Genomic DNA, 22,863 nt, shown 5'->3' on the forward strand with positions numbered 1-22,863 from the left:
ATCATCTGGTGGTTTCATGGGGGCGAAGAGTTTGTCTGAATCACACAAACGTAGCGTAGAAATTACGCCCCGCGGGGGAAGTGGCGGCCTGTTAAATCCCTGGACATAGGCCAAAATGGTGTCGCATTCAGCTATCTATCTCACTCAGCAGCCGCCAGTTCAATGTCGGTGACATTACCCACGTCGGTGCCCTCTTTCATCTCCTATGCAGAAAAGATCTTTCGCGCACTCCCCTCTCCGTTGAGACCGCACCGGCCCAGAGATCCTTATCCGCTATTCAAAAACCAACCGTCGGCTCAGACCGACTTCCCCGACTGCTATTGAGAGGCTCGTAGGCCCCCAGTCCAATCTCAATCCCCCACGCCGCATGATCGATTGGTGGTTGTGTCTGACAACGCACCTGCCTGACGACCCCATACAGATCGCCAAGCAGTGCAATTTCGGCCAGGATCAACTCGCCAAAGTAACCACCCTGACCTGCAACGAGAACCAAGCCGTCCACCAAATAGGACGACCAGCTCTCTACGACAAGGCTATCCCAACCAAGTACACACACTCAATCGGCATCCAAAAAGGACAAATCTAACCCCCGGGAGGCGACACGCCGAGGAGACACACTTTTTGTCGTATAACCCACAAAAATGAAGGGCCCTCGGGCCCTTCACATTCTCAATTTTCATTCGTAGGTTTCCCACGTAGCTTGAGGCAGTGCCCCACGTACTCAGGGCACCCCTCCCCCAGCATCATTAAACCTGAGCCACAGACTTGGGTTCAGTGGGGTCATCAGTATCGGGAATAACAGAGGCTGCTTCATCTTTCAGAGCCTCGCGACGAACAGACTTCCGTTCGTAGCTCAAGTCTTTACCGTGGATCGTCAGCGGTAGAGTCTCGGTCCGCGTGGCCTTCGAAGCACCTGCGAGCGGGATTGACAGCAGGTACCCAGCCACGAGCGTGACGGCGAACGCAACGATGGAAATCATGAACGGCCCCAAATCAGTTTGGTTCATGAAGTAGCCAGACACCGCTCCCAAAAGGAGGCCAGCTAGCACGCCAAACCGGTTCGCCCGCACGGTGAAAATCCCCAGCGCAAAGACCGCGGCAATCGGGATACCAAACAGACCGGTAAGCGTCAGGAACAGATCCCACAGCTCACCCTTCTCCGAGGCGATGAGCCACAAGGCGATACCCGTCGAAAAGAGGCCCGTAATCACAATAATCATGCGGCTAAACAGGACTGATGCCTCACCACGGCCCGGCATAAGGCGGTTACGAATATCAACCGTGATGCACGCGGAGATGGAGTTCAACGACGACGAAATGGTCGATTGTGCTGCGGCCAAAATACCACCGATGATCAAACCGGCCACGCCACCCGGAAGCTCCGTCAAGATGTAGTAAGGGACAATCGCCGACGTGTTCACGTCGTCCGGAAAACCACCATTACCCTGGTAATAGGTGTATAGCGCGGTGCCCATGCCGTAGAAAATCGGGATGGTAATAAGCGCGAGACACCCGTTCACATACAGGGAGCCCTTCGTCGCCTGAACGGATGGCGTGGTCTGATAACGCTGAACAACATCCTGGCTGGCCGTGTAGGACTGCAAATTATTGAGCACACTACCCAAGAAAATAATCGGGATCGACAACGACAAATCACTGAAGGTGAAGTTTTGGCCAGAATAGAACTTCCCCTCCGACGCGGCTTCCGACAACGTATGGGAAATCGAACCGGGACTATTCACCAACGCAACGACAATTACAATCACTGCACCCGAGAGAAGGATGATGCCCTGGATAACGTCGGACCAGATCACGCCCTCCATGCCACCGAGGAATGTGTAAATCACACACGCGACCCCCACCAACCCAGCGATTAGATAGGGGTTGATATCACTGACAGCGGTGAGAGCCAGCGTCGGCAAGTAAATGACAATAGCAATACGCCCGATGTGGAAAAGGACGAAGAATAGGGAGCCGAAGACGCGGAGGACAACGTCAAAGCGTTCTTCCAGGTATTCATAGGCCGTCGTTACGTCCAGCTTGCGGAAGAACGGGACGTAGTAATAAACGAGGATCGGGACGATGGCGAAAATCGCGATATTTCCCGCGGAGTATGCCCAGTCCGTCAAGTACGCCTTTTCCGGAATCGACATAAAGGTAATGGCGGAAAGTGTGGTGGCGTAAATGGAAAAGCCCGCGGCCCATGCGGGAATGCGACCACCAGCTTTGAAGTAATCATCGCTGCTGGCACCGGCACGTTTCGAGAAATAGACGCCCACTGCCAACATGGCGAGAATATAGATCGCAATGGCTAGCCAGTTCAGTGTCCCAAATTGCTGATGCATGGAGGATCGCTCCTAACGTGTTGTCAACAACCCGCTCACTGTGACTCACCGCCGTGCGGGTCGAACCCCACACTACCGACCTGTCAGATGTCCGACAAGTGCGGTAAGGGGTGGCTACTACCCCCGGCGACAACACTCCCGACGAAAACCGTGTGTTGTTGACCCCCTGAGTGAGGTTCGTTACGTGTTGTTTGGGGCTTGGCTTGGTGGTTGCGTGGTTTTGTGTTTTCGCGGCTTCGTTGGTGCTAGCCGGCGGTTATGGGCGGTGGCTGGCCGGCACTCATTGGTGCTAGCCACGGTGGCAATTGCGCCAAAAAATTGATCGAGAAAAGGCCGCTGAAAAGCAGAAACACCTCAATCAGCGCGTCGAAACGGAGCTAGAAATCAGCTTCAGCAACTCACCGAGAAAAAGACAACGACTTCGAGATGGGCTTCTAAACAGCTCTCTAAGCCGTTGGAAGCCCCTCGGCTAGGCATACTCACCCTGTCTGTCAGCAGCTAAGACCAACCTTTTTTAAGGTTACGAGCGATCCGTCGGAGCGATCGCCAACCAGAAGGAGTCAAGACGGCTCCGGCAATAAGTCCACACATAACCCCAAGGTATATGGCAGAGGGCCAAGCCTCTTCAACGAAAAAGCGGAACACAAGTAAGGCCACCACAAAACCCAAGATCGTTACTAGTAAGCGCATGGTCTACCACCCCATATAGGTAGCGAGAGCGCCCCCCGCACCTGCAATACAGCTGATTGCAAGACCTGGACCGACATTTTTCCCTACGCTTTCAGCTTTATATTGGGATGTTCTTTTAGACAAAGAACTCCCCCTCCCTACCAACTCAATATTTTTATTATGTTGAGCAACCCCACCTTTCGAAACGGTTCGTCGCTCAGCAGTGGAGATAGAGGACCCCTGGTGAGCTGCTGCGCAACGTTGTTCTTGTGGAGTAGGAGAAGCGCTAGCCGAGGCACCTGGGATCGAGACTAAAGGCATCGAAGCAGCGAACGAAAGTGCCAATTTCTTCTCCCAGTGCATAAATATGTCCTTACGGACAGAAATAGATAGATTAACCTCTTAGAAAAGGACTATCTCAGACGAGACTAATATTCGCAAGGGTCTTGTCCATTGATTCAAATAATTAATAATTGTTCAATGAAAGATAGGAGCTAAGGGGCGCGTGTTTGGGGGTTTGGGGCCAAGTTCACCGGAGACAGTGAGAGAGGGAAGTTAGCGGGGAATTTCTAGGGTTTTCTACGTCTGGGCTCGAAAGCTGCGGGGGATATGTACCCCGGACAAAAGTGCGGGGGTATATGGGCGAAAAACCGTCAATAAATTGACCATATCCCCCCGCAATTTTCATAACCGACCCCGATATACCCCCGCAGTTTTCCAGCACGCGGGCACAAACCCCGCAGCCCCCCGAACAAAAGTTACGCAAGAAGATCGGAAGCGCCCGCGCATGGACCACACAAAAGCCACGTACGACCCGAACCTCCCCAAAATCCAACGCAAAACAGGGGGTAAGTCGCAAAGAGGCGGTGCGGACACTTTTCGCTACTTACCTCGCTACTTATCCAGGGAATGTGCCACACCATATGCAAAAAGGCAGATCCACAAAATGTGAATCTGCCTCTCATTTGACTAGCCCAACCAAGCTACATGCAACCAACCGAGCTAGCCGGGCTAGCCGAGCCAACCGCTGTACTACGGCTACAGAAAACTACTCAGCCTCGCCGGTGTAGTTCTTCACGACGGTGTTGTCGACGGGCACAGCCGGACCGTTGGTGCAGGACACAGTGACCTTCTTCAGGTAACGGCCCTTCGCAGCGGACGGCTTCACGCGAAGAAGTTCGTCGATCAGCGCACCGTAATTCTCAGCGAGCTGCTCGGCGGAGAACGAAGCCTTGCCCAGCACAGCGTGCAGGTTGGCGGCCTTGTCCACGCGGAACGAGATCTTACCGCCCTTAATTTCCTTCACAGCCTTGGTGACGTCGGTGGTCACCGTGCCGGTCTTCGGGTTAGGCATCAGACCGCGGGGGCCCAACACGCGTGCAACACGACCAACCTTGGCCATCTGATCCGGCGTCGCGATCGCAGCGTCGAAGTCGGTCCAGCCACCCTGGATACGCTCAACCAGTTCCGCGGTACCAACGACGTCGGCGCCAGCTTCCTCAGCGGCGGTAGCGTTCGGGCCCTCAGCGAAGACCACAACGCGGACCTCTTTACCCGTGCCGTTCGGCAAGGAAACGGTGCCACGAACCAGCTGGTCAGCCTTGCGCGGGTCAACACCCAGGCGGATAGCAACGTCCACCGTCGGGTCGTATGAGGAGTATGCGGTCTCCTTGACGGTCTTCATCGCGTCGATAGGAGCGTAGATACGGCCAGCGTCGATCTTCTCCAACGCAGCCTTGTAAGCCTTCGAGTTCTTGCTCATAAAAGTCCAATCCTTAAACGTTTGGAGTAGTGGTCGCGGGCCAGCAAGAGGCCCTCCCACTGAAAAGTGAATTACGCGAAACGCGGGCACAAAACCCGCACTATGCAGAACGCAAACTACGCGGTAGCGCCCTTGACCTCGATGCCCATGGAGCGTGCGGTACCAGCGATGATGCGCGCACCCATGTCCAGGTCATTCGCGTTCAGGTCTTCCATCTTGGTCTGTGCAATCTCCTTGCACTGATCCCAGGTGACGGACCCGACCTTGTTGGTGTTCGGCTCGCCCGAACCCTTCTGCAGGTTCGCGGCCTTCAGGAGCAGCTTCGCAGCCGGCGGAGTCTTCAGCTTGAACGTGAACGAGCGGTCCTCGTACACGGTGATCTCAACCGGAACGACGTTGCCGCGCTGGTCTTCCGTCGCAGCGTTGTAGGCCTTGCAGAACTCCATGATGTTGACACCATGAGCACCCAACGCAGGACCAACCGGCGGAGCAGGGTTAGCCTGACCAGCCTGAATCTGCAGCTTAATGAAGCCCGAAACCTTCTTCTTCGGAGCCATTGTTACAACCTCTTTCTGTTACCAAACAACGCGGCTCTGACCTCCACAGTGAACTTCCACCATGAGCATCAGAACCCGCATCATTCGACCGGATGCCTGAATTCCCAGGCCACCGGAAAGATGACAGTGACATTCGTGTGTCCACTCAGCGGCATCCACCGTTGCGGTATTTCACCATCGCGATGTACACCACCAAGGCTCAGACACATACGAAGGACCAAGATACCGGAGCTCGGCACCTTAGCCCAAATCCACCAAGGTGGCTTTAGTTGATCTTCTCCACCTGGTCAAAGTCCAATTCGACCGGGGTCTCACGCCCGAAGATGGACACCAGAGCTTTCAGCTTGCTGTTCTCGGCATCGATCTCGGAAATCGTGGCGGAGACCGACGCAAACGGGCCGGAGAGGACCGTCACAGCTTCGCCGACCTCGTAGTCCACCTTGACCTTATCCGCAGCAGGACGCGGCGGTGCAGCCACACCAGTGCTGGACACGTCCACAGCAGCAGGCTCCTCGCCTTCCTGCTCGGCCTTCTGCGTCGCCGTCTCGGGCGGCAACAGGAACTTCGCGACCTCACGAATCTTCACCGGCGTGGGGTGCCCCTCATTCCCGACGAAGCTCGTGATCCCCGGCGTGTCGCGAATGACCGACCAGGATGCGTCATCAAGCTCAACACGCATCAACACGTACCCCGGAAGCAGCTTGTGCTTGACAACCTTCCGCTTCCCGTCCTTGACCTCGACTTCTTCCTCAATAGGGACGACGACTTCGTGGATCTGCTCGTCGACACCCAGGGTCTGCGAGCGAACCTCGAGGTCCGTCTTCACTTTGTTTTCGTAACCTGAGTAACACTGGACGATGTACCACTCACCCGGCAGTTTCTTCAGCTCACGCATGAACTTGCGCAGACGCACCTTGTAGGCCTGCATCGCGGCCGCCTCGGGGTCCTGCTCTGCCTCGTCCGCAGCAGAGGGCTGATCGGCGGCTCCTTCACTTGCCGACGCTGACCCGTCCGCGTCGCTTTCCGTGGTCACAGAGGGCGATGCCGCAGTGTTATCGCTTTCCGACGCCGTTTCCGTGGCGACGGCGCCTTCGGCGTCCATATCGCGAGCTTGATCGGCCTCATTGTCCTGTGAGCCAGCAGCGTCGGCCTTATTACCTGCGTCGGATGAGCTCTGTGCGGTACCCGCGGAGAACTGGGGCTGCTGAGCCTTGCGAGCAGCCTCTTGGACATCAGCGGCTGCCTGTGCTGCTAAATCCGCGGCACTCTGCGGCTTGTCGGACTCGGTGGATGAATTCGTTGTGTCACTCATGAATAATGTCAGTCCTTCTCTGCGGTGTTTCCAAAGGAAAATCCCGCCTCCCCTTTCGGGTTGGCGGGACAATATGGGAGCGATTATACACAGCTGACCGGGCTATTCCCAACTACACTTTGCGCTGCTCGGGACCTCGGCCGACGTGAGTTGTTAATGCGTATTTAGTGGGTGAGGGTCCACTCGACGCCTTTGCCGGCGAGGAAATCGACGCCCGACACAATGCCGATCACGACGACCAGGAAAAGCAGGACAACGCCGGTGTAGACGCCCATCTGACGCCACGTCGGCCAAATGACTTTCCGCATCTCGGCAATAACACCGCGGAAATAATCGACGATCTGAGTGAAGATATTTCCACGGCCACCCACTGTCTCTGGGCCCGATTGGGCGCTACGAGCGCGGGATTTTGACACAGTGGAGGATCCTGTGATCTGGCGTTTACCGGACGGACGCAATGCTCCCGTAGAGCTTCGTTCCTCGCTCACGCGCACTCTCCTCGACTGAGATGAAAATGTACACACGCCAGTTCCGCGGGAAACTGGCTTAATACGTTTTTGCAGGGGCGACAGGACTTGAACCTGCAACCTGCGGTTTTGGAGACCGCTGCTCTGCCAATTGAGCCACGCCCCTATGTTTCCCTACCGCTACCGTACAGCAACGGATCCACACCATCACTGATGCGAACTCACATTTCTGCACCTGCACCGGTCAGGCAACACACCAACCATAGCAGAGAAGCCTCACGCCTAAACCAGGCGATAGTGGGCTCCACTTTCGACGGCGGTGCGTAGTGGGAGAAAAAGGGCCACCCGTCAGGGCGACCCCTAATTTATCTCCCAGTAGCGATGGAGGGACTCGAACCCTCGACCTCACGATTATGAGTCGTGCGCTCTCACCATCTGAGCTACATCGCCACAGTTACAACACATAATCCCGGTGGACCTACCGGAGCACCGTCAGTCCACCGGGAATTGGTGTAACGGAGCCCCCTGACAGAATCGAACTGTCGACCTTTTCCTTACCATGGAAACGCTCTGCCGACTGAGCTAAGGGGGCAACAACTCGCTGGAATCACACATAACAGCGCAAACGTGATCTTGCGAAGCCTCACACAATGTAACCGACCAGAATGGAACTCACAAATCACCAGGTCAGAAGGTGTGGCGGATCGAAACCGAACTGCCCGCTGGAGAAAACCTGCTAAAGAGTCCCGCCGGCAGGAAGCTCCCCTCAGGAGACCCAGGTAAGAAAACCGGCCAGCAACGACAAAACCCGCCGGGCTGCAAAACTCTGCAACCCTGGCGGGATCATGGGTGCCAGATGATGGATTCGAACCAACGTAGGCAAAGCCGACGGATTTACAATCCGCTCCCTTTGGCCGCTCGGGCAATCTGGCGTGCGCTCAGTTGAACGCGCTGCATACTCTACTACGAATACAGGCCTAGACAGCAAATCATCCCTTCACGCAGGGACTTTGTAGACACTAACGACGCGGTCCGCGGGGATTCACACTCCGCACATCACCCGGCATCAGCACACACTGTCGTCGCTACCCCACACGCGCCATCGTGAAGCCCAGCAGCGCGCGCAAAGCATTCGTCGTCGAGTTATCCGGCAGCGCCTCAAGCGCCTTCAAGGCAGCGTCGGCGTGCTCCTCCACTTTCGCCACCGTCCGCGCTCGCGCGTCCGTCGCAGCGATCAAAGCGAGCGCTTCTTCAACGTCGGCATCCGTCGACAAGGGGGAACGCAGCATCTCACGGAGCCGCTTATTCTCTTTCCTGTCGCCTTCCATTGCGTAGAGCATCGGCAAGGTATGCACGCCCTCGCGCAAATCCGTGCCCGGCGTCTTCCCCGATTCGCTCGTGTCGGAAAAAATGTCGATCATGTCGTCGACAATTTGGAACACCATGCCCAGGTGCTCCCCAAAGGTGGCCAGTGCCTGCTGGATCGGGGCCGGGGTTCCGGCGTGCATTGCCCCAAGGAAGCCCGCAGAACGGATAAGGACCGCGGTTTTCTCGTGGATGACGTTTAAGTAGTGTTCAATCTCGTCGCCCGAGGTCGCGCCGATGGTTTCGCGCATTTGCCCCGTGACTAGGTCCCCGAAGGCCTCCGAGAAGTGCTTCACCGTCTTCACACCCAGCGACGCCATCAACCGGGACGCGGCCGACAGGATGAAGTCCCCCGCCAAGATGGCTACCGAGTTATTCCACCGAAAGTTCGCGCTATCAGCACCGCGACGTTTCTCGGCTTCGTCCATCACATCGTCGTGGTAGAGCGTCGCCAAGTGGGTCATCTCGACAACGATGGCGGCCTTGATGACGTCGTCGCACCCCGGTCTCTCGCCGTAACGGGACGCAAGCAGCGCGAACATGGGGCGTACGCGCTTCCCCCCGGCCAGTGCCAAGTGCTTGACCTTGTCGGTCACGAACGATGCGCCCTGATCCAACTCACGGATAAGCAGTTTCTCGCATTTTTCCATCCCGTCGGCCACAAAGGAATTCAATTCGTCGTCGCCGAGGTCAATACTGGACTCCACACTACGGGAATCCAGGCCGGTAAACTCGCCACTCACGGCGTCGACACTGGAGTCCACAGCACTGCTCTGTCCGCTGGTCATCGCACGATCCTCGTTCGTTGGGCATGGGTAGATGGTCACGAGCACGCGTCGCATGTAGAGCCCCGCAATCGGGTACGACGCAGCACGTATGAGCACGATGGTGGCTCGCAGCCGTCTAAAACAACGTGCCTAGCCTATCGCACAAAAACAAACCCACAGATATGGGCCGTCGGCACCACAGGGTTTCACTGGGGTTTTGTCGCGCTGTGGAGTGCCACGATGCCGCCGGTCAGGTTCCTCCAGCCGACCTCTTTCCAGCCCGCAGACTGGACGATGCGCGCTAAAGTCTCCTGGTCAGGCCATGCGCGGATGGACTCCGCCAGGTACACGTACGACTCCGGGTCCGATGACACAATTTTTGCCACCGCCGGAAGCGCCCGCATCAGGTATTCCGTGTAGATCGTCGAGAACACGGGGATCACCGGCGTCGAAAACTCACACACCGTTAAGCGTCCACCAGGTTTGACGACGCGGGCCATCTCGCGGAGCCCAGCGGCCGTGTCCCCGAAGTTCCTGAGGCCGAAAGAGATGGTGGCAGCGTCGAAAGTGTTATCGGCGAAGGGCAAGTTAAGCCCGTCACCTGCGACTAAGGGCACATCCCGATGGCGTCCGGCTTTCAACATTCCGAGGGAAAAGTCACACCCCACGACGAGGGCGCCGGACTTGGATAGTTCCGCCGTGGAGACGCCCGTCCCGGCGGCGAGGTCCACGACTTTCTCGCCGGGCTTCGGGTCGAGCCGCTTGCGCGTTGCTTTTCGCCACAGCGTGTCGATCCCGCCGGTCAGCACGGTGTTAGTTAGGTCATATTTCTTGCCGACGGCATCGAACATGCGCGCCACTTCACGGGGTTTCTTTTCCAACGTCGCTCTAGCCACGAGGCCCCAGAGTACCCGGTGAGTCCGTCTACGCGTACCGGTGCTCGCGCTCTGCGCGCCACCTCTCCAGGAGTGTCGGCCGGATTTCTTGCCCCATCGGGGACTCAATCGCCGCCTCATAGTGGCTCATCAACTCGTCACCAAGGCACTCCCACGTGCGCTTTTTCACGGAGTTTCGAGCAGCGACACATCGGTCGTGATAGCCATCCGGTTCGAGCAAGCGATCAACCGCCGCATTAAGGTCCTGTTCGAAGGACTCCACCGGCAATAATTCACCATCGACGCCGTCGTCAATGAGGTCAATGGGGCCACCGGCTCTCGGCCCGATGGTAGGCACACCCGACGCTAACGACTCTTGAACAGCCTGGCAGAACGTCTCGTATTCGCCTGGGTGGACGAAGAGGTCCAAGGAGGCATACACCTCCGCCAGGTCCTCCCCGTATTTCGCGCCGGTGAAGATCGCGCGTGGTAGCAACTCGCGCAATTCTTGGCTGTCCGGCCCATCCCCGGTGATCACGAGTTGGATGTCGTCGCGGTCCTGCAGGGCAGCCAATCGGTACACGGATTTTTCTGCCGCCAAGCGCCCGACGTAGCCGACGATTTTCTGCCCGTTGGGGGCCCATTGCCGACGCAGCGCATCCGATCTCTTCGTCGGGGAGAAAAGCTCAATATCGACGCCACGCGCCCAGTGGTACACGTCTCTGATTTTGTGATGGCGGAGTTCCTCAATGGTTACCGACGACGGCGCAAGGGTCCGTGAGCAGGCGTTATGTATTGTCCGTGTCCACTGCCACGCGGCCGAGGCCAGTGGTTTCATGTGGTAATTATTCGCAAACCCGGCCACGTCCGTCTGATAAACGGCAACCGTCGGAATCCCTAGTTGAGCTGCACCGAACGCGCCCGCGGCACCGAGCACGAACGGGCTCGCTGCATGAACGACATCTGGCTTGTATTTGCGTAGTGCCCGCTTCACGGTCGGCGTCGGGACGCCGATGGGGAGCGAGTCGATCAGTGGCACCTGAACGGTGGGAACGCGAGCGATGGGGAAACCTGCGTAGTCCGGGCATTCATCTTGAACTTCACGAGCGCCCGGCGCGATGACTAGTGCGTCGTGGCCGTGGCGGTCGCAGTATTCCAAGACCCGGAGAATTGAGTTAGTGACACCGTTGATGTTTGGAAGAAATGATTCTGCAACAATTGCAATGCGCATACGACTTCTTCTCTTCCTCAATTCCCCGCGATAATGCGGTTATTTTTGCCGATAAGAAATGCTGTTTTATGCTGCCGATCATCTATCTCGGTGGCCATTGTATAAATTTTTCTTCCGTTCGGCGCGTCGGTTAATCAACGCTATTGCTCCCATCGACAGCGCGACCGTCACGATAAATGTTGAAACCGCTGGTAGAAGGGATAACGTCCAGGTTCTACCTTGGACTCGGACAATGTCGGGGTGGCTGCGGGAATACTCCACCCACACTTTCTGGCCATCGTGCAATCCGCCGGGATATAAAACTCCTGTGTTGGGGGAATGGAATTCTCCGGAGCTATCCCGAAATGAAATTGCTGTGCGCAACAGGCCGACGTGGTTCACCGTGGCGATGGCGGTTTCTTTATCTTTGTGCAGCTTAATGTCGTTATAGACTGGCCCGGCGACGAGCGTGGCGCAGACCAGAGTCATCAGTAATGCGATTAATGCGACGACCTGGCGGCATCGGCGGGCGACGGTGTCGATCCGCGCTTCAGCATCATCACGAGACAATGGCCGACGGGTGCTCCGCGGCTTGTCGTCGTGAGGTGATTTGTCGGTCTGGGGCGTCTGATCCCCGTGAGGTGTGGGTTCGTTACCCGCGTTCATGTCGTGGGTTGCAGTCGCGTTCACTCCGATACTCACCTCCCCGCCGTCGTGCCCTGATCATTATCCGCTTTCGTATGGTCATCGTTGCGCTGTTCCGCCGCCGCGCTTGGCATCGCTGCTGCGCATTACTGCGCTTGACTCCTGTGCAGAACAGCAACGCGTCCTTCCAGGGATTCTACGGTCTGACGCCGATGCGCACGGTCACACACAGCTTCAATCACCGTAATCCCCTCGTACGGTTCATATTGATCGCGTGCTTGATCAGGTAGACCGCCACTCTCTGAACGAGTGGCCCCAACATCAGTGAGCGGCATCCCCTCGGCATGGCTTTCCAGCAGGGTAACGAGCTCTTCCGCAGTGTCAGCCCTCCGGTACGCCATGCCGAAAGCGTCGCAAATCGACTTAATATCCACCTCGTGGTGAGTCGCCATGACGCGCTCAAAATGGCTGCGGAGCTCCGGCTTCCCAGGCTCCAGGGCCTCGAAAATGCCTCCACCCTGGTCATTTGCCACAACGATCAGCAGGTTCGATGGCCGCGGTTCCGACGCCGCCACGTTCAGGCCGGTCGCGTCGTGAAGGAAGGTCAGGTCTCCGGCCAGCGCCACGGTTCGCGGTGCACTCACGCTGTCGGGCTGGGCGGCTTGGTGTGAGAGCGCGACGCCGATAGCCGTCGATAAGAAACCATCAATTCCCGACGCCCCACGGTTGGAGTACATCTCGACCCCATCAAATGGAGCCCCGACGAGCGACAGGTCGCGCACCGGATTCGAGGCCCCCACCACGAGCGCATCGCCGACGTGAACAGAATCTGCGACGGCAGCGGCGACCGTCAGCCCGGTCATCCGATGGAGAGTGGACGGCTCCGAGGGGGCGGAGGGCTGCGCATCGGCGGGTGGCGTGGAGGGCTCCACTGAAGAGGCCTCCGCGGAGGAATCCTCCACAGGTTCGGCAACCTCAGATGGCACAGCGAGGTCGTCCAGGAGAATCACCTCGCGCACGGCGTCGGCAGCAGCTTGATCCACCGACCGGCAGTGATCCACCCATTGCCGGCTTTGTGGCGCAAGGTCGATCGTCGTCGCGACTTCCCCAGCCATGTGAGCGACATCCGGGTAATCGCCGGGGTTATCCGCGATGACTGTGATCGGAATATCCGGCCTGGCCAGGAGTTTTGAGACATCCCGATGCAGGGTCGGCCGGCCCGTCACCACCACGTGATCGGGCGACAACAGCGACAACGCCAGTGGATGAATAGGAACATCAGGCACTGCAGCGGTGGGCTCGGCGATCGTGGGTACACCGCGGAGCGCGTCAACATGCGGCGCATTATGGCCAGCAATGTGAAGAACTCGCGGCGAGGTCACCGTCGCCCGACCAACGAATCGCGTCCAACTCCCTCCATCCGGACGGCCCAACCGGTGCGCAGACTGAGCTGCCTCACGGAGCTGGTCATCGTCCGTCGGCACTAATGGGTTATCGAAAGGCACATCAATATGCACCGGGCCGCGGAAGGGCAGCTCCACAGCATTGGCGGGGGGAGCATCCTCGGGGGTCGCAGCCTGCACCTGCATGCGCACGCCCGCAGCCGTCGCCGCGACCACCGCCCGATCAACGGCAGCGCGGACCTCACGATGCATCACATGCCAGGCGTCGCTGCGTCGAGTAGCGGTGTCGATCCCCTCTGTGCGCACGGCGGTATCTCGGAAAGCCGACCGCTGATCCACCGTCTGGTTCGCCCCCGTTCCCCACAATGGCCAGGGACGATTCGCAGACAACACCATGAGCGGACGATGCGACATCTGTGCTTCCACCATCGCGGGTGCGCAATGGGCCACCGCACTTCCCGACGTCATCACCACCGGGACAACATGGTGGCCGCCTGGGATCCCCGATCGGTTCCGCCGCGGACCGCCCTCGGCCTGCGCTAAGCCCAACGCCAAGAACGCCGCGGTTCGCTCGTCGGTACGCATGTGAAGAGTGATCTCCCCACGTGCCGCGGCGTCAGAAAAGGCCAGCGCCAACGGTGCCGAACGCGATCCCGGGCACACAACCACGTCCTGCACGCCGCAACGGATCAGCTCGTCGACAATAATCGCCGCCGTCATGATGGAGGCAGGAACACCACCGGAACTACTCATGGAGAACGATCTTTCCACCTTGTTACCCAGCCTTAACCATCAGCCTTAATCAGCCGCATTTCCCGGCATGTCCGACGCACCCGGCACATGTTTCCACGCCGCCGCCAGGCGCTCTTTCCACCACTGCACCCTATCTTCCGGGGCGCGATACCTCGCCAGCGCATCCGGATCCGGAGTTCGCGGCTCCACAGCCATCATTCCGTCGACAATGGGTCGTGAATCACCCACATCACCAGCCATCAGCGCACCCGTCGCCAGGCCTGCCGGCTGACTATCCACCGCCGAGGCCGCACACAAACCCGCATACATGCCGACAACCGAATCAATTGCCGACGACACCGTCACATCCACACCATGTTTGCGCGCCTCCTCTGCCACCGCGATCAAGGCGCGCGGACCGCCGAGCGGCGCGGCTTTCACCACGGCCACATCGACAGCTCCCATGCGTATAGCACGGTATGGATCCGACGCTTTACGTATGGACTCATCCGCAGCGATGCGAGCACTCAGCCCATCATCAGCCAAAGTTTTCCGCAGTTCAGCGAGGTCCTCAAGCCGAGGACACGGCTGTTCGACGTAATCCAAGGGCCCATCGCGGAGGAATCGACGCACGGCCTCATGGGCCTCCGCCACGGTCCACCCACCATTCGCGTCGACGCGGATATTGATGTCAGGGCGGGCCTCGCGAACAGCGCGAACTCGGGCGCAATCATCGTCGAGAGTCTGTCCCTTTTCTGCCACCTTCACTTTGACCGTCGATATTCCCGAATATCGATTAAGGAGATCGGGAACGCGATCCGGCTCGCACGCGGGAATAGTCCCGTTGACCGGCACCCATCCTTGCAATGATCGAGGTGGGCCCACCCATCCCATTTCCAGCGCTGAGGCCAGCCACATCGCAGATTCCACCGAACCATATTCCAGGAAAGCTCCCCACTCTGACCAGCCTTGGGGGCCGTCGATAAGCATGACCTCGCGTTGCATAATCCCACGGAACCGAATGTTCATCGGCAACTGGACAACATGTGCACGCTCCCACACTTCGTTGAGCGACGGACATGTCACATCACCCGGCCAACGACCGAGCCCGTATTGGCGAGGGAGCCCAGGTGACAACGCAGGTCGAGAATCAGAATCCGGCAGGTCCATGTGAGACATGACTTCTACCCTAACCACCAACCGGACATAACCACGTCGCCATAGCGACGCGTGGGCCGCCATGGCCACGCGTGTGCTGATTGTCAGTATCCTCATCGGTATGTCAGATGAACACTCCGCCAACCATTCCGATACTGGCCAGCCGTTCAACCCCGAGCTATGGAAGCCAGTTCCCGGATTCACCGATCTCACCGACATCACGTATCACCGCCACGTCGGAACCGAGCGCGCCGACGGTATCGTCCGGATCGCTTTCGATCGGCCAGAAGTACGCAATGCTTTCCGCCCCCATACCGTCGATGAGTTGTACCAAGCGCTCGACCATGCGCGCCGCAGTCCCGACGTCGGCACTGTTTTGTTAACGGGCAATGGTCCGTCGCCGAAGGACGGTGGGTGGGCGTTCTGCTCGGGCGGAGATCAGCGCATTCGCGGCCGCTCCGGGTACCAGTACGCCACCGAGCACAATTCTGATGTCGAGCACGCCGACGCGTCGAGCGTCGATACTGCTCGCGCCAAAGCAGAAGGCGGGCGGCTCCACATTCTTGAGGTTCAGCGGCTGATCCGCACGATGCCGAAGGTGGTAATCGCGCTGGTCAATGGTTGGGCGGCCGGTGGCGGGCATTCCTTGCACGTGGTCTGTGATCTCACGTTGGCCTCGCGCGAGCACGGTTTATTCAAGCAGACCGACGCCGACGTGGGATCGTTTGACGCTGGGTACGGCTCTGCGTACCTGGCCCAGCAGGTCGGGCAAAAATTTGCACGTGAGATCTTTTTCCTCGGCCGGACCTACGATGCCGAGACTATGCACCGGATGGGTGCGGTGAACGAGGTCGTCGACCACGCTGAGCTGGAGAATGTTGCCATCGAGTGGGCGCGCGCGATCAATTCCAAGTCTCCGACCGCACAGCGGATGCTCAAGTTTGCATTCAATCTCGCCGACGACGGCCTCATGGGACAACAGGTGTTCGCCGGAGAGGCCACGCGATTGGCCTATATGACCGACGAAGCGCTGGAAGGGAGAAACTCCTTCCTTGAGAAGCGACCTCCGCGGTGGGACGAGTTCCCTTACTATTACTAACCGAACCTCCCCCATTAGCTACCCCCGGAAAGTTAACGGAATCTTAACGCTGCCGCCACAGTTTGGCTGCTACATAGTCCGGGGAGGATACTTTCGCTGTGACCGAACTGATCATCCTCGTCATAGTGATCGCTACCGCGCTCGCGTTCGACTTCACAAATGGTTTTCACGACACCGCAAATGCAATGGCGACGTCTATTGCCACCGGTGCTCTCACACCAAAAGTAGCAGTCACATTGTCAGCGATTCTCAACCTCATCGGCGCATTCCTCTCCGTCGAGGTGGCAAAAACAGTCGGTAAAGGGATCGTCAATCTCGATCAGTTCAACCTCGATAGCGATACCGACGCGCACAAACTTCTGCTTGTCGTCTTTGCAGGCCTTATCGGCGGAATCGTATGGAACCTGCTGACCTGGCTGCTCGGGATCCCCTCCAGTTCCTCCCACGCCCTTTTCGGCGGGCTGATCGGGGCCGCGTTTGTCTCCCTGGGAATCGGTGGCGTGGCCTGGGCAAACATCCTCGGCAAGATCATCATCCCCGCATTGGCCGCGCCCTTCGTCGCCGGCGTGGTGTCCGCGTGCGGCACCTGGCTGATTTACCGCATCACCGATAGCGTCGAGGAACACAACAAGAACAATCACTTCCGCATCGGGCAGATCGCAACAGCCTCGCTCGTGTCGCTTGCTCACGGCACTGGTGACGCTCAGAAAACGATGGGTGTCATCTTCTTGGCCCTGGTCGCGTACGGCGAAATCGATGCCGACACCCACATGCCTCTATGGATCATCGCGGCATGTGCCTCCGCCATCGCCTTGGGCACCTACACCGGTGGCTGGCGAGTGATCCGTACCTTAGGCAAGGGGCTCGTCGAAATCGACTCTCCGCAGGGCATGGCGGCAGAAGCCTCTTCAGCTGCAATTATTCTTACTTCCTCACACGCCGGCATGGCCTTATCGACGACGCACGTCGCGACCGGATCAATCCTGGGTACAGGCCTAGGACGTCGTGGCGCTGAAGTCCGCTGGGGAGTGGCCGGCCGCATGGCGACCGCCTGGGTCATCACTCTCCCCTGTGCCGCTGTCGTCGGCGCCCTGACATGGTTGGTGGCGCATCTTGTCGGCCTAGCCACCACCGACTTCATCGGCGTTATAGCGGCTTTCGCCATCCTGGTGACCTTGGCTGGCTACATCTATCAGCAGTCCCGAAAGAACAAAGTGTCATCCCACAATGTCAACGCAGAGTGGGATGAAGACTCCAACTCCGTTATCCCCGCTGAAGAGCGAAAGGTCGCTCGGTAATGTCTACCCTCCATTCACTCCTCACCGTTCTCGTTGTCGCACTGGTTTTAGGAGCCGGGCTCCCCACACTGTTCTCCCTCGGTGTTCGCCTCGATGCTGCCGGCTCTGCTGAAGGACAACACACTAAGGGAATAAGCCACATTTTGGCTTGGGTGATCTACGCGCTATGCCTGGCAGTCATCATCGCCGGCGTGCTGTGGATCACCAACGCAATGATCGCTCACTACACAGGTATCAACATTTACGGCACGTCCGGCGGACACTAAAGGACCCCTAGAGATGAGCACTGGTTCACACCCCACCTCAGAATCCACCCCGAACCGAAGATCCACCACCAACCCCGACGCATCCGACAGAAGCGCCACCGACAGCGGTTCCACCAAGAAAGACCCCACTCCAACTGGGACTTTTTCAGCGGCCACCCAACGAGCCATCGACGAACAACGAGAGCTGGAACATAAACACTGGCTACTACGTTTCATTGAGTGGTTACGGGTTGGCTATCCAGCAGCTGTTCCCGACGGCGACGCCGGTGCGATCATGTACGTCCTCAAGCAAGATCTGCGCGAAGAGGACATTGACCGGATAGCTGCGACCATCGTCGCTAAGCAAGATGTTCATCGTGACCAGGGAGAACCTATAACCGAGCAGGAAATTAATCGGTACATTGAGACGACGATGTCCCAAACGCCGACCGAGGATGATCTTGCCCGAGTGAGGACAAAACTTCGTGATGGAGGCTTTGACGTCGCTGGTGCGTAAGGCGCGAATCCAGGGACGCATGTGACTGAAGTCCATTTTTGTCTATCACAGTGACAGGATTTCCTACGAAATTTGAGGGTATAGTCAATGCTTGACTAGCCCAACAATTTCATCTAGAGTGCTTTTTATCTAATTTCACACGTAGGGCACCTTCACCCGACGGTTCCAACCGGAAGTCTTAGCTGACGGCTTCACTTGATACCTTCAAGCGACGTTTTCGGCAGACGCACCAAGCAGCGTTTGGGCCGGTAACGCCGGATAAAGAGGCTCGCGTACCACGCTTTTGGGAACCCGCATACGACCTCATAAAGGAGGGGAAGAAAATGGCAAGCAGCATCATGCGTTTCATCAACTGGCTTCGCATCAGCGACCAACAATTCACCCCTGTGGACGTCGTTGGCCGTGTACATTCGGAGCATGACGGCCGTTCAGCGGTTGCACTTGCTGAGCCCGTTACCAAGACGAAGACCGCCGACGTGGTCAATCTCCTCGTCACCGAAGGGCACATTCCATCAACGGCTGCAGATGCAGCGCAGGCTTTCTACGCTGTTCACCAGCGCAAAGCCACCCGCGAAGAGATTCACACCATCTTCGTCACGCTTGATAGCCTCGGCTTCATCGCCGACTAACACTTCACCCAGCCACTGGTTCACCCCGGTGGCTGGGTTTTATCTTGCCCCTTACTACACTGCCTTACCGTGAATACTCGGCCACTGGTACCACTGCCCATCCCGGCAAATACCACAGTTGCCGACCTATATCCCCAGCTAGAGCAAGCTTTACGCGGTGAGGCTTCGCTGCTGCCTCTCCCTGCTAAGGATCCTGACCGGGCGACGCTCCTGCGCGATGTCATGCGGGCCGGCGAACCCATCGACGCCACCATCGCATTCATTCTGTCCACCTCAGGATCCACCGGTGTTCCCAAGGGAGCCCAACTCAGCGCAACCGCGCTCGCCGCGTCGGCGTCGGCAACCGAAAAAGTCCTCGGTGGACCCGGCCAATGGCTACTCGCCCTACCTCCCGACCACGTCGCCGGACTACAAGTCCTCCTGCGGTCACTAGCAGCGGGCTACGAACCGGTGCTGATGGACGTCACCCAACCGTTTACGCCGGGTGCTCTTGTCGACGCGATCCACCGAATGACCGGGCCACGACGATACTGTTCTCTGGTCCCGACGCAGGTCAGAAGGTTAGTCCAGGCGCTTGACGGTGATAATACGAGCGGGACGGGCAGCGCTGATAGTACAGGCGGCTACTCCCCGGCGGCGATTATTGAAGCGGTCGGGAGTTTGGACGGCATCCTCGTCGGCGGAGCACCCCTGAGTTCTGCTCTGCGGAAAAAGTGCGCAGACATGGGGTGGACGATAGTCACCACCTACGGATCCTCGGAAACCGCTGGTGGGATCGTGTACGACGGAACACCTCTGCCGGGTACGTCGGTGAAAATCCAGCCTCTTGGGACTGGTGATGAAGGCCGGGTACTTCTCGGCGGGCCAACACTGGCCACGGGGTATCGCAACGCTGAAGACCTTTTCGGACCGTCGGTTCACGCTGCATCATCGGACAAGCGCAAGGGCACGGCCAACCCCTTCATCGATGGGTGGTTTGTGACAGATGACATCGGGACGATACGCAATGGAAAGCTAGAGATTCTGGGTCGCTACGACCAAGCCATCAATACGGGAGGGCTGAAGGTCCTGCCGGAGATCGTTGAATCCGCAGCTCGGCGGGCTGGTTACGCTGACTGCGCTGTGCTGGGCATCCCCTCGGCGGAATGGGGAGAAAGCGTGTGTTTAGTAATCGAACGAGCGCGGGAGAGCACCCCATACTTCCTCGACCGCGAGGGAATGCAACACATTCGCGAGCAACTTGATCTTCCCTCCTACGCCCTACCAACCTCAATCGCGATTGTTGGGCAAATTCCACTGCGTGGACCAGGGAAAACAGACCGCCACGCACTGCGGCACATACTCGCCGCCGCGCAACACCGCTGAGTGCCCCGCACCAATAATGCGTTATAGCGCCCTAGCCTGCTTCAGCGCCGCGATGTCGTCGTCGGTGTACACACGGCTGGCCTGCACATCATTGCCGCCCATCCACACATTACGAACAACGAGTGCCGCGTTGAACTGCGTCGTCGGGACAACCGCGAAATTCCGCTGCTGGCCGAAAACTTGCCTCACCTTGGTACCCGACCGCACCGCGCAGGCGTGCAGCCAAATGTCGTCAGCCTTCGGCGCGAGGCGTCGGAAAGAATCGCCCTGATCCACCACGAACGCCATAAAAGGCAGCGGGTAGAGCACCCCGGACACGCCCGTCGCCATATTCGCAATCGACGCCCGGCAGGACTTCACCGCAGGCCAGCGGGCATACGGCGCCAGAGCCCCCTTCTTCACGCAGACCCGGTGCGCCCGATAAGCGATCACATCATGGGGGCTCACGTCGGCGCACTCCAGCAAGCGCTCCAGCCACCACTCCGGATAGATAATGTCGTCATCGGCCGTGGCGATACGCAGCGTCAGCAAATCCTCGCTGGCCAGATCCGGTATTTCCGAATCGCGTGCCGACGTAGCACTATCCGGGTCGTATGCGACACGCTCCCGTGCCGACGCGACACGCTCCCGTGCCGACGCGACACGCTCGCGGAAGAGCGGCCAATACTTCGTGTGAGGTCCAAAGCTGCCGTCTGAACAGCGGATTTGCAGACCCCGGTCCACCAGCCGCTGGAGCCGCTCCGGCAGGGGTCGCTCGTAGTCTTCCTTATCAAGCCACAACACGATGGGCGCCGACACTGTCCCCCGGGCCAGCGACTCCAGGGTGTACCACACTTTATTCAACCGCGGACCGTGGGTGGTCACCGAAATGGTCACCGGGCCGGATTGCGGAATCGGCTTACCGTCGAACTCATTGTGGACGCGCAGCGGAATTAGCCGGGCGAGCGTCAGGAAAAAACTGACCACTTGGCCTAAAAAATAAATGACCTGCTGCACGCATAATCCTTCCATGGCGGTACGAAACGAAAAATTCCCGACACACGAGCCTACCCGGCTCTCCTCCTCAAGCCCGCGATGCGTCACAATAGAACCATGCCCCACACTCCTGACCAGCCCAGCACACCGGATTCATCGCCCTCCGACAACAGCTCCGAGTTCGACGCCCACACGTCGTCACGACGCACACCTCCGCGCACACCTCCACGCACGGTGACCGCCCACGATTGGCTCGAGGCCGCCCGCCCGCACACCTGGGCCAACGGCTTTGCCCCCGTCATCGCAGGTACGGGGGCCGCAGCACTCACGGGGCAAGCGTCGATAATACGAGCGATCCTTGCGGCGATCGTTGGCTGGTTCCTGGTTATTGGGGTGAATTATGCCAATGACTACTCGGACGGCATCCGTGGTACCGACGACGACCGCTCCGGACCATTCCGGTTGACCGCATCTGGCCTGGTGCAGCCCTACGGCGTCAAGCACGCAGCGGTTGTGGCGTTCGGCGTGGCGGGCGTGGCGGGCCTGATTTTGTGCGCGATCAGTGGGCACTGGTGGCTGATCCTGGTAGGCGCTGCCTGCGTCGTGGCCGCATGGTTCTACACCGGCGGCAAACACCCCTACGGCTACCGGGGATTGGGCGAAGTGGCCGTCTTCGTCTTCTTCGGGCTGGTCGCCGTATTAGGTACGCAATACACACAAGCCGATCACGTTACCTGGGCAGGACTAGCAATTGCGGTCGCCATCGGCTCGGTCTCTGCGGCAGTGAACCTGGCAAACAACCTACGCGACATACCCAGCGACGAGGCCACGGGCAAGATCACCCTCGCGGTGCGACTAGGAGACCGAGGGAGCCGAACCCTGTGGTGCATACTCGCGGCCATGCCTGTTGTGGCGTCGGTACTGCTGGCCTTTATTGCTACACCTTGGGCCCTGATTGGACTGGTAGCAGCACCGATTCTAGGCCTGGCTGCGCGACCGATCGTTTCCCACGCCGAGGGGAAAGACCTCATTCCTGTGCTCGGGATGACCGGGCGCGCCATGGTGGTGTGGGCCCTTGTCACCACGCTCGCGCTCTGGTTGGGGTAGGTGCGTTAATTCCTATTCCCGGTCTTCGAGCTGACTCTTGATGTATTCCTTGTGGGCGCGGCGTTGCTCATTCCACGAGGCCATTTCCGTGGTCACGCGCCTACGCAGCCCCTTAAACAAGAACATGGACAGCGGTAGCGCCACGATCAGAGCCAGAAGGGCGCTAATCATGAGGGGCATCGGCGCGCCCACCAGGTAAGCGCCGTACGCTATCACCACCGTCAGGACGAAGAACAATAACAGCCGGGCCAGCCCATACAGCAGAATATCCTTCCACGGGCGGGTCGGTTTCTCGGTTGGCTGCGTCGTGTCCTCATTCACGTATGCCAGACTAGCGGTTCAGCCCGGCGCGAGGTCAACT

The 22,863-nt window shown here is 58.6% G+C and carries 20 protein-coding genes, 4 tRNA genes and 1 pseudogene; 8 read left to right on the forward strand and 17 right to left on the reverse strand.

Translation table 11 applies throughout. The features are described 5' to 3' along the window. Positions 1 to 361 precede the first annotated feature (361 nt). A pseudogene (locus KCQ76_RS04740) lies at positions 362 to 586 on the forward strand (IS256 family transposase); the annotation flags it as partial. 160 nt (positions 587 to 746) lie between these two features. Here KCQ76_RS04740 and KCQ76_RS04745 read toward each other — a convergent pair. The 15 genes from KCQ76_RS04745 to KCQ76_RS04815 form a co-directional block, all read right to left on the reverse strand. Then, positions 747 to 2,345, reverse strand: coding sequence for a sodium:solute symporter family protein (locus tag KCQ76_RS04745; RefSeq protein WP_046202848.1), 1,599 nt, complete (start codon positions 2,343 to 2,345; stop codon positions 747 to 749). A 1,717-nt stretch (positions 2,346 to 4,062) separates the two neighbouring features. After that, positions 4,063 to 4,776: a 50S ribosomal protein L1 gene (rplA, locus tag KCQ76_RS04750; RefSeq protein WP_012732480.1), complete on the reverse strand. Its 714-nt coding sequence runs from the start codon at positions 4,774 to 4,776 to the stop codon at positions 4,063 to 4,065. Between the two features lie 116 nt (positions 4,777 to 4,892). Continuing rightward, positions 4,893 to 5,333 carry a 50S ribosomal protein L11 gene (rplK, locus tag KCQ76_RS04755; RefSeq protein WP_012732481.1) on the reverse strand — a complete coding sequence of 147 codons (441 nt, stop codon included), beginning with the start codon at positions 5,331 to 5,333 and terminating at the stop codon, positions 4,893 to 4,895. A 265-nt stretch (positions 5,334 to 5,598) separates the two neighbouring features. Next, the gene (nusG, locus tag KCQ76_RS04760) at positions 5,599 to 6,645 is read right to left on the reverse strand and encodes a transcription termination/antitermination protein NusG (RefSeq protein WP_102215142.1); all 1,047 of its coding nucleotides are present in this window, start codon (positions 6,643 to 6,645) and stop codon (positions 5,599 to 5,601) included. Positions 6,646 to 6,809: 164 nt separating this feature from the next. Continuing rightward, a complete protein-coding gene (secE, locus tag KCQ76_RS04765; RefSeq protein WP_046202847.1) occupies positions 6,810 to 7,133 on the reverse strand; it encodes a preprotein translocase subunit SecE in 324 nt (107 codons plus the stop codon). Positions 7,134 to 7,205: 72 nt separating this feature from the next. After that, positions 7,206 to 7,278: transfer RNA gene (locus KCQ76_RS04770), tRNA-Trp, on the reverse strand. A 210-nt stretch (positions 7,279 to 7,488) separates the two neighbouring features. After that, a tRNA-Met gene (locus KCQ76_RS04775) sits at positions 7,489 to 7,562 on the reverse strand. A gap of 69 nt (positions 7,563 to 7,631) precedes the next feature. Continuing rightward, a tRNA-Thr gene (locus KCQ76_RS04780) sits at positions 7,632 to 7,704 on the reverse strand. Between the two features lie 258 nt (positions 7,705 to 7,962). Next, positions 7,963 to 8,044: transfer RNA gene (locus KCQ76_RS04785), tRNA-Tyr, on the reverse strand. A gap of 153 nt (positions 8,045 to 8,197) precedes the next feature. Beyond that, positions 8,198 to 9,220 carry a polyprenyl synthetase family protein gene (locus KCQ76_RS04790; protein WP_046202914.1) on the reverse strand — a complete coding sequence of 341 codons (1,023 nt, stop codon included), beginning with the start codon at positions 9,218 to 9,220 and terminating at the stop codon, positions 8,198 to 8,200. A gap of 230 nt (positions 9,221 to 9,450) precedes the next feature. Beyond that, entirely contained in the window at positions 9,451 to 10,140 is a 690-nt protein-coding gene (locus KCQ76_RS04795; RefSeq protein ID WP_046202846.1) for a demethylmenaquinone methyltransferase, read from the reverse strand. A 28-nt stretch (positions 10,141 to 10,168) separates the two neighbouring features. Next, positions 10,169 to 11,350: a glycosyltransferase family 4 protein gene (locus KCQ76_RS04800; RefSeq protein WP_082089737.1), complete on the reverse strand. Its 1,182-nt coding sequence runs from the start codon at positions 11,348 to 11,350 to the stop codon at positions 10,169 to 10,171. Positions 11,351 to 11,428: 78 nt separating this feature from the next. Continuing rightward, positions 11,429 to 12,019, reverse strand: coding sequence for a DUF3592 domain-containing protein (locus KCQ76_RS04805; protein WP_052722120.1), 591 nt, complete (start codon positions 12,017 to 12,019; stop codon positions 11,429 to 11,431). A gap of 101 nt (positions 12,020 to 12,120) precedes the next feature. After that, positions 12,121 to 14,130 carry a thiamine pyrophosphate-binding protein gene (locus tag KCQ76_RS04810; protein WP_046205080.1) on the reverse strand — a complete coding sequence of 670 codons (2,010 nt, stop codon included), beginning with the start codon at positions 14,128 to 14,130 and terminating at the stop codon, positions 12,121 to 12,123. Between the two features lie 45 nt (positions 14,131 to 14,175). After that, positions 14,176 to 15,288, reverse strand: a complete 1,113-nt coding sequence (locus KCQ76_RS04815) for an o-succinylbenzoate synthase (protein WP_257994320.1) — start codon at positions 15,286 to 15,288, stop codon at positions 14,176 to 14,178. A gap of 100 nt (positions 15,289 to 15,388) precedes the next feature. Between KCQ76_RS04815 and KCQ76_RS04820 the strand changes: the two genes are divergently transcribed. The 6 genes from KCQ76_RS04820 (at position 15,389) to menE (ending at position 20,420) form a co-directional block, all read left to right on the forward strand. After that, entirely contained in the window at positions 15,389 to 16,366 is a 978-nt protein-coding gene (locus tag KCQ76_RS04820) for a 1,4-dihydroxy-2-naphthoyl-CoA synthase (protein ID WP_046203296.1), read from the forward strand. A 98-nt stretch (positions 16,367 to 16,464) separates the two neighbouring features. Next, the gene (locus KCQ76_RS04825) at positions 16,465 to 17,664 is read left to right on the forward strand and encodes an inorganic phosphate transporter (RefSeq protein WP_046203206.1); all 1,200 of its coding nucleotides are present in this window, start codon (positions 16,465 to 16,467) and stop codon (positions 17,662 to 17,664) included. After that, complete coding sequence (locus KCQ76_RS04830; RefSeq protein ID WP_046203207.1) at positions 17,664 to 17,930, forward strand: hypothetical protein; 267 nt, start codon at positions 17,664 to 17,666, stop codon at positions 17,928 to 17,930. Before KCQ76_RS04825 ends, KCQ76_RS04830 begins: the two co-directional genes overlap by 1 nt. Before the next feature lie 13 nt (positions 17,931 to 17,943). Further along, on the forward strand, positions 17,944 to 18,426 hold the full coding sequence (locus KCQ76_RS04835) for a DUF3349 domain-containing protein (RefSeq protein ID WP_046203208.1): 483 nt from the start codon (positions 17,944 to 17,946) through the stop codon (positions 18,424 to 18,426). Between the two features lie 323 nt (positions 18,427 to 18,749). Further along, positions 18,750 to 19,055, forward strand: a complete 306-nt coding sequence (locus tag KCQ76_RS04840; protein WP_012732494.1) for a hypothetical protein — start codon at positions 18,750 to 18,752, stop codon at positions 19,053 to 19,055. Between the two features lie 69 nt (positions 19,056 to 19,124). Next, on the forward strand, positions 19,125 to 20,420 hold the full coding sequence (menE, locus tag KCQ76_RS04845) for an o-succinylbenzoate--CoA ligase (RefSeq protein WP_231725454.1): 1,296 nt from the start codon (positions 19,125 to 19,127) through the stop codon (positions 20,418 to 20,420). Between the two features lie 21 nt (positions 20,421 to 20,441). Here the strand turns inward: menE and KCQ76_RS04850 are convergent, their stop codons facing one another. Then, entirely contained in the window at positions 20,442 to 21,416 is a 975-nt protein-coding gene (locus KCQ76_RS04850; protein ID WP_082089736.1) for a glycosyltransferase, read from the reverse strand. A gap of 96 nt (positions 21,417 to 21,512) precedes the next feature. Between KCQ76_RS04850 and KCQ76_RS04855 the strand changes: the two genes are divergently transcribed. Beyond that, positions 21,513 to 22,502, forward strand: coding sequence for a 1,4-dihydroxy-2-naphthoate polyprenyltransferase (locus KCQ76_RS04855; RefSeq protein WP_102215145.1), 990 nt, complete (start codon positions 21,513 to 21,515; stop codon positions 22,500 to 22,502). 12 nt (positions 22,503 to 22,514) lie between these two features. On the opposite strand, the gene KCQ76_RS04860 is transcribed toward KCQ76_RS04855, so the two are convergent. Further along, entirely contained in the window at positions 22,515 to 22,823 is a 309-nt protein-coding gene (locus KCQ76_RS04860; RefSeq protein ID WP_046203210.1) for a DUF4229 domain-containing protein, read from the reverse strand. Between the last annotated feature and the right edge of the window lie 40 nt (positions 22,824 to 22,863).

The organism is Corynebacterium parakroppenstedtii (assembly GCF_019754935.1).
GTDB lineage: Bacteria > Actinomycetota > Actinomycetes > Mycobacteriales > Mycobacteriaceae > Corynebacterium > Corynebacterium parakroppenstedtii.

Coding starts and splice junctions, on each gene's coding strand:
- KCQ76_RS04835 (WP_046203208.1), top strand. CDS start 17,944: ATGAGCACTGGTTCACACCCCACCTCAGAATCCACCCCGAACCGAAGA.
- KCQ76_RS04800 (WP_082089737.1), bottom strand. CDS start 11,350: ATGCGCATTGCAATTGTTGCAGAATCATTTCTTCCAAACATCAACGGT.
- KCQ76_RS04815 (WP_257994320.1), bottom strand. CDS start 15,288: ATGTCTCACATGGACCTGCCGGATTCTGATTCTCGACCTGCGTTGTCA.
- nusG (WP_102215142.1), bottom strand. CDS start 6,645: ATGAGTGACACAACGAATTCATCCACCGAGTCCGACAAGCCGCAGAGT.
- KCQ76_RS04820 (WP_046203296.1), top strand. CDS start 15,389: ATGTCAGATGAACACTCCGCCAACCATTCCGATACTGGCCAGCCGTTC.
- KCQ76_RS04855 (WP_102215145.1), top strand. CDS start 21,513: ATGCCCCACACTCCTGACCAGCCCAGCACACCGGATTCATCGCCCTCC.
- KCQ76_RS04840 (WP_012732494.1), top strand. CDS start 18,750: ATGGCAAGCAGCATCATGCGTTTCATCAACTGGCTTCGCATCAGCGAC.
- KCQ76_RS04830 (WP_046203207.1), top strand. CDS start 17,664: ATGTCTACCCTCCATTCACTCCTCACCGTTCTCGTTGTCGCACTGGTT.
- rplK (WP_012732481.1), bottom strand. CDS start 5,333: ATGGCTCCGAAGAAGAAGGTTTCGGGCTTCATTAAGCTGCAGATTCAG.
- KCQ76_RS04810 (WP_046205080.1), bottom strand. CDS start 14,130: ATGAGTAGTTCCGGTGGTGTTCCTGCCTCCATCATGACGGCGGCGATT.
- rplA (WP_012732480.1), bottom strand. CDS start 4,776: ATGAGCAAGAACTCGAAGGCTTACAAGGCTGCGTTGGAGAAGATCGAC.
- KCQ76_RS04745 (WP_046202848.1), bottom strand. CDS start 2,345: ATGCATCAGCAATTTGGGACACTGAACTGGCTAGCCATTGCGATCTAT.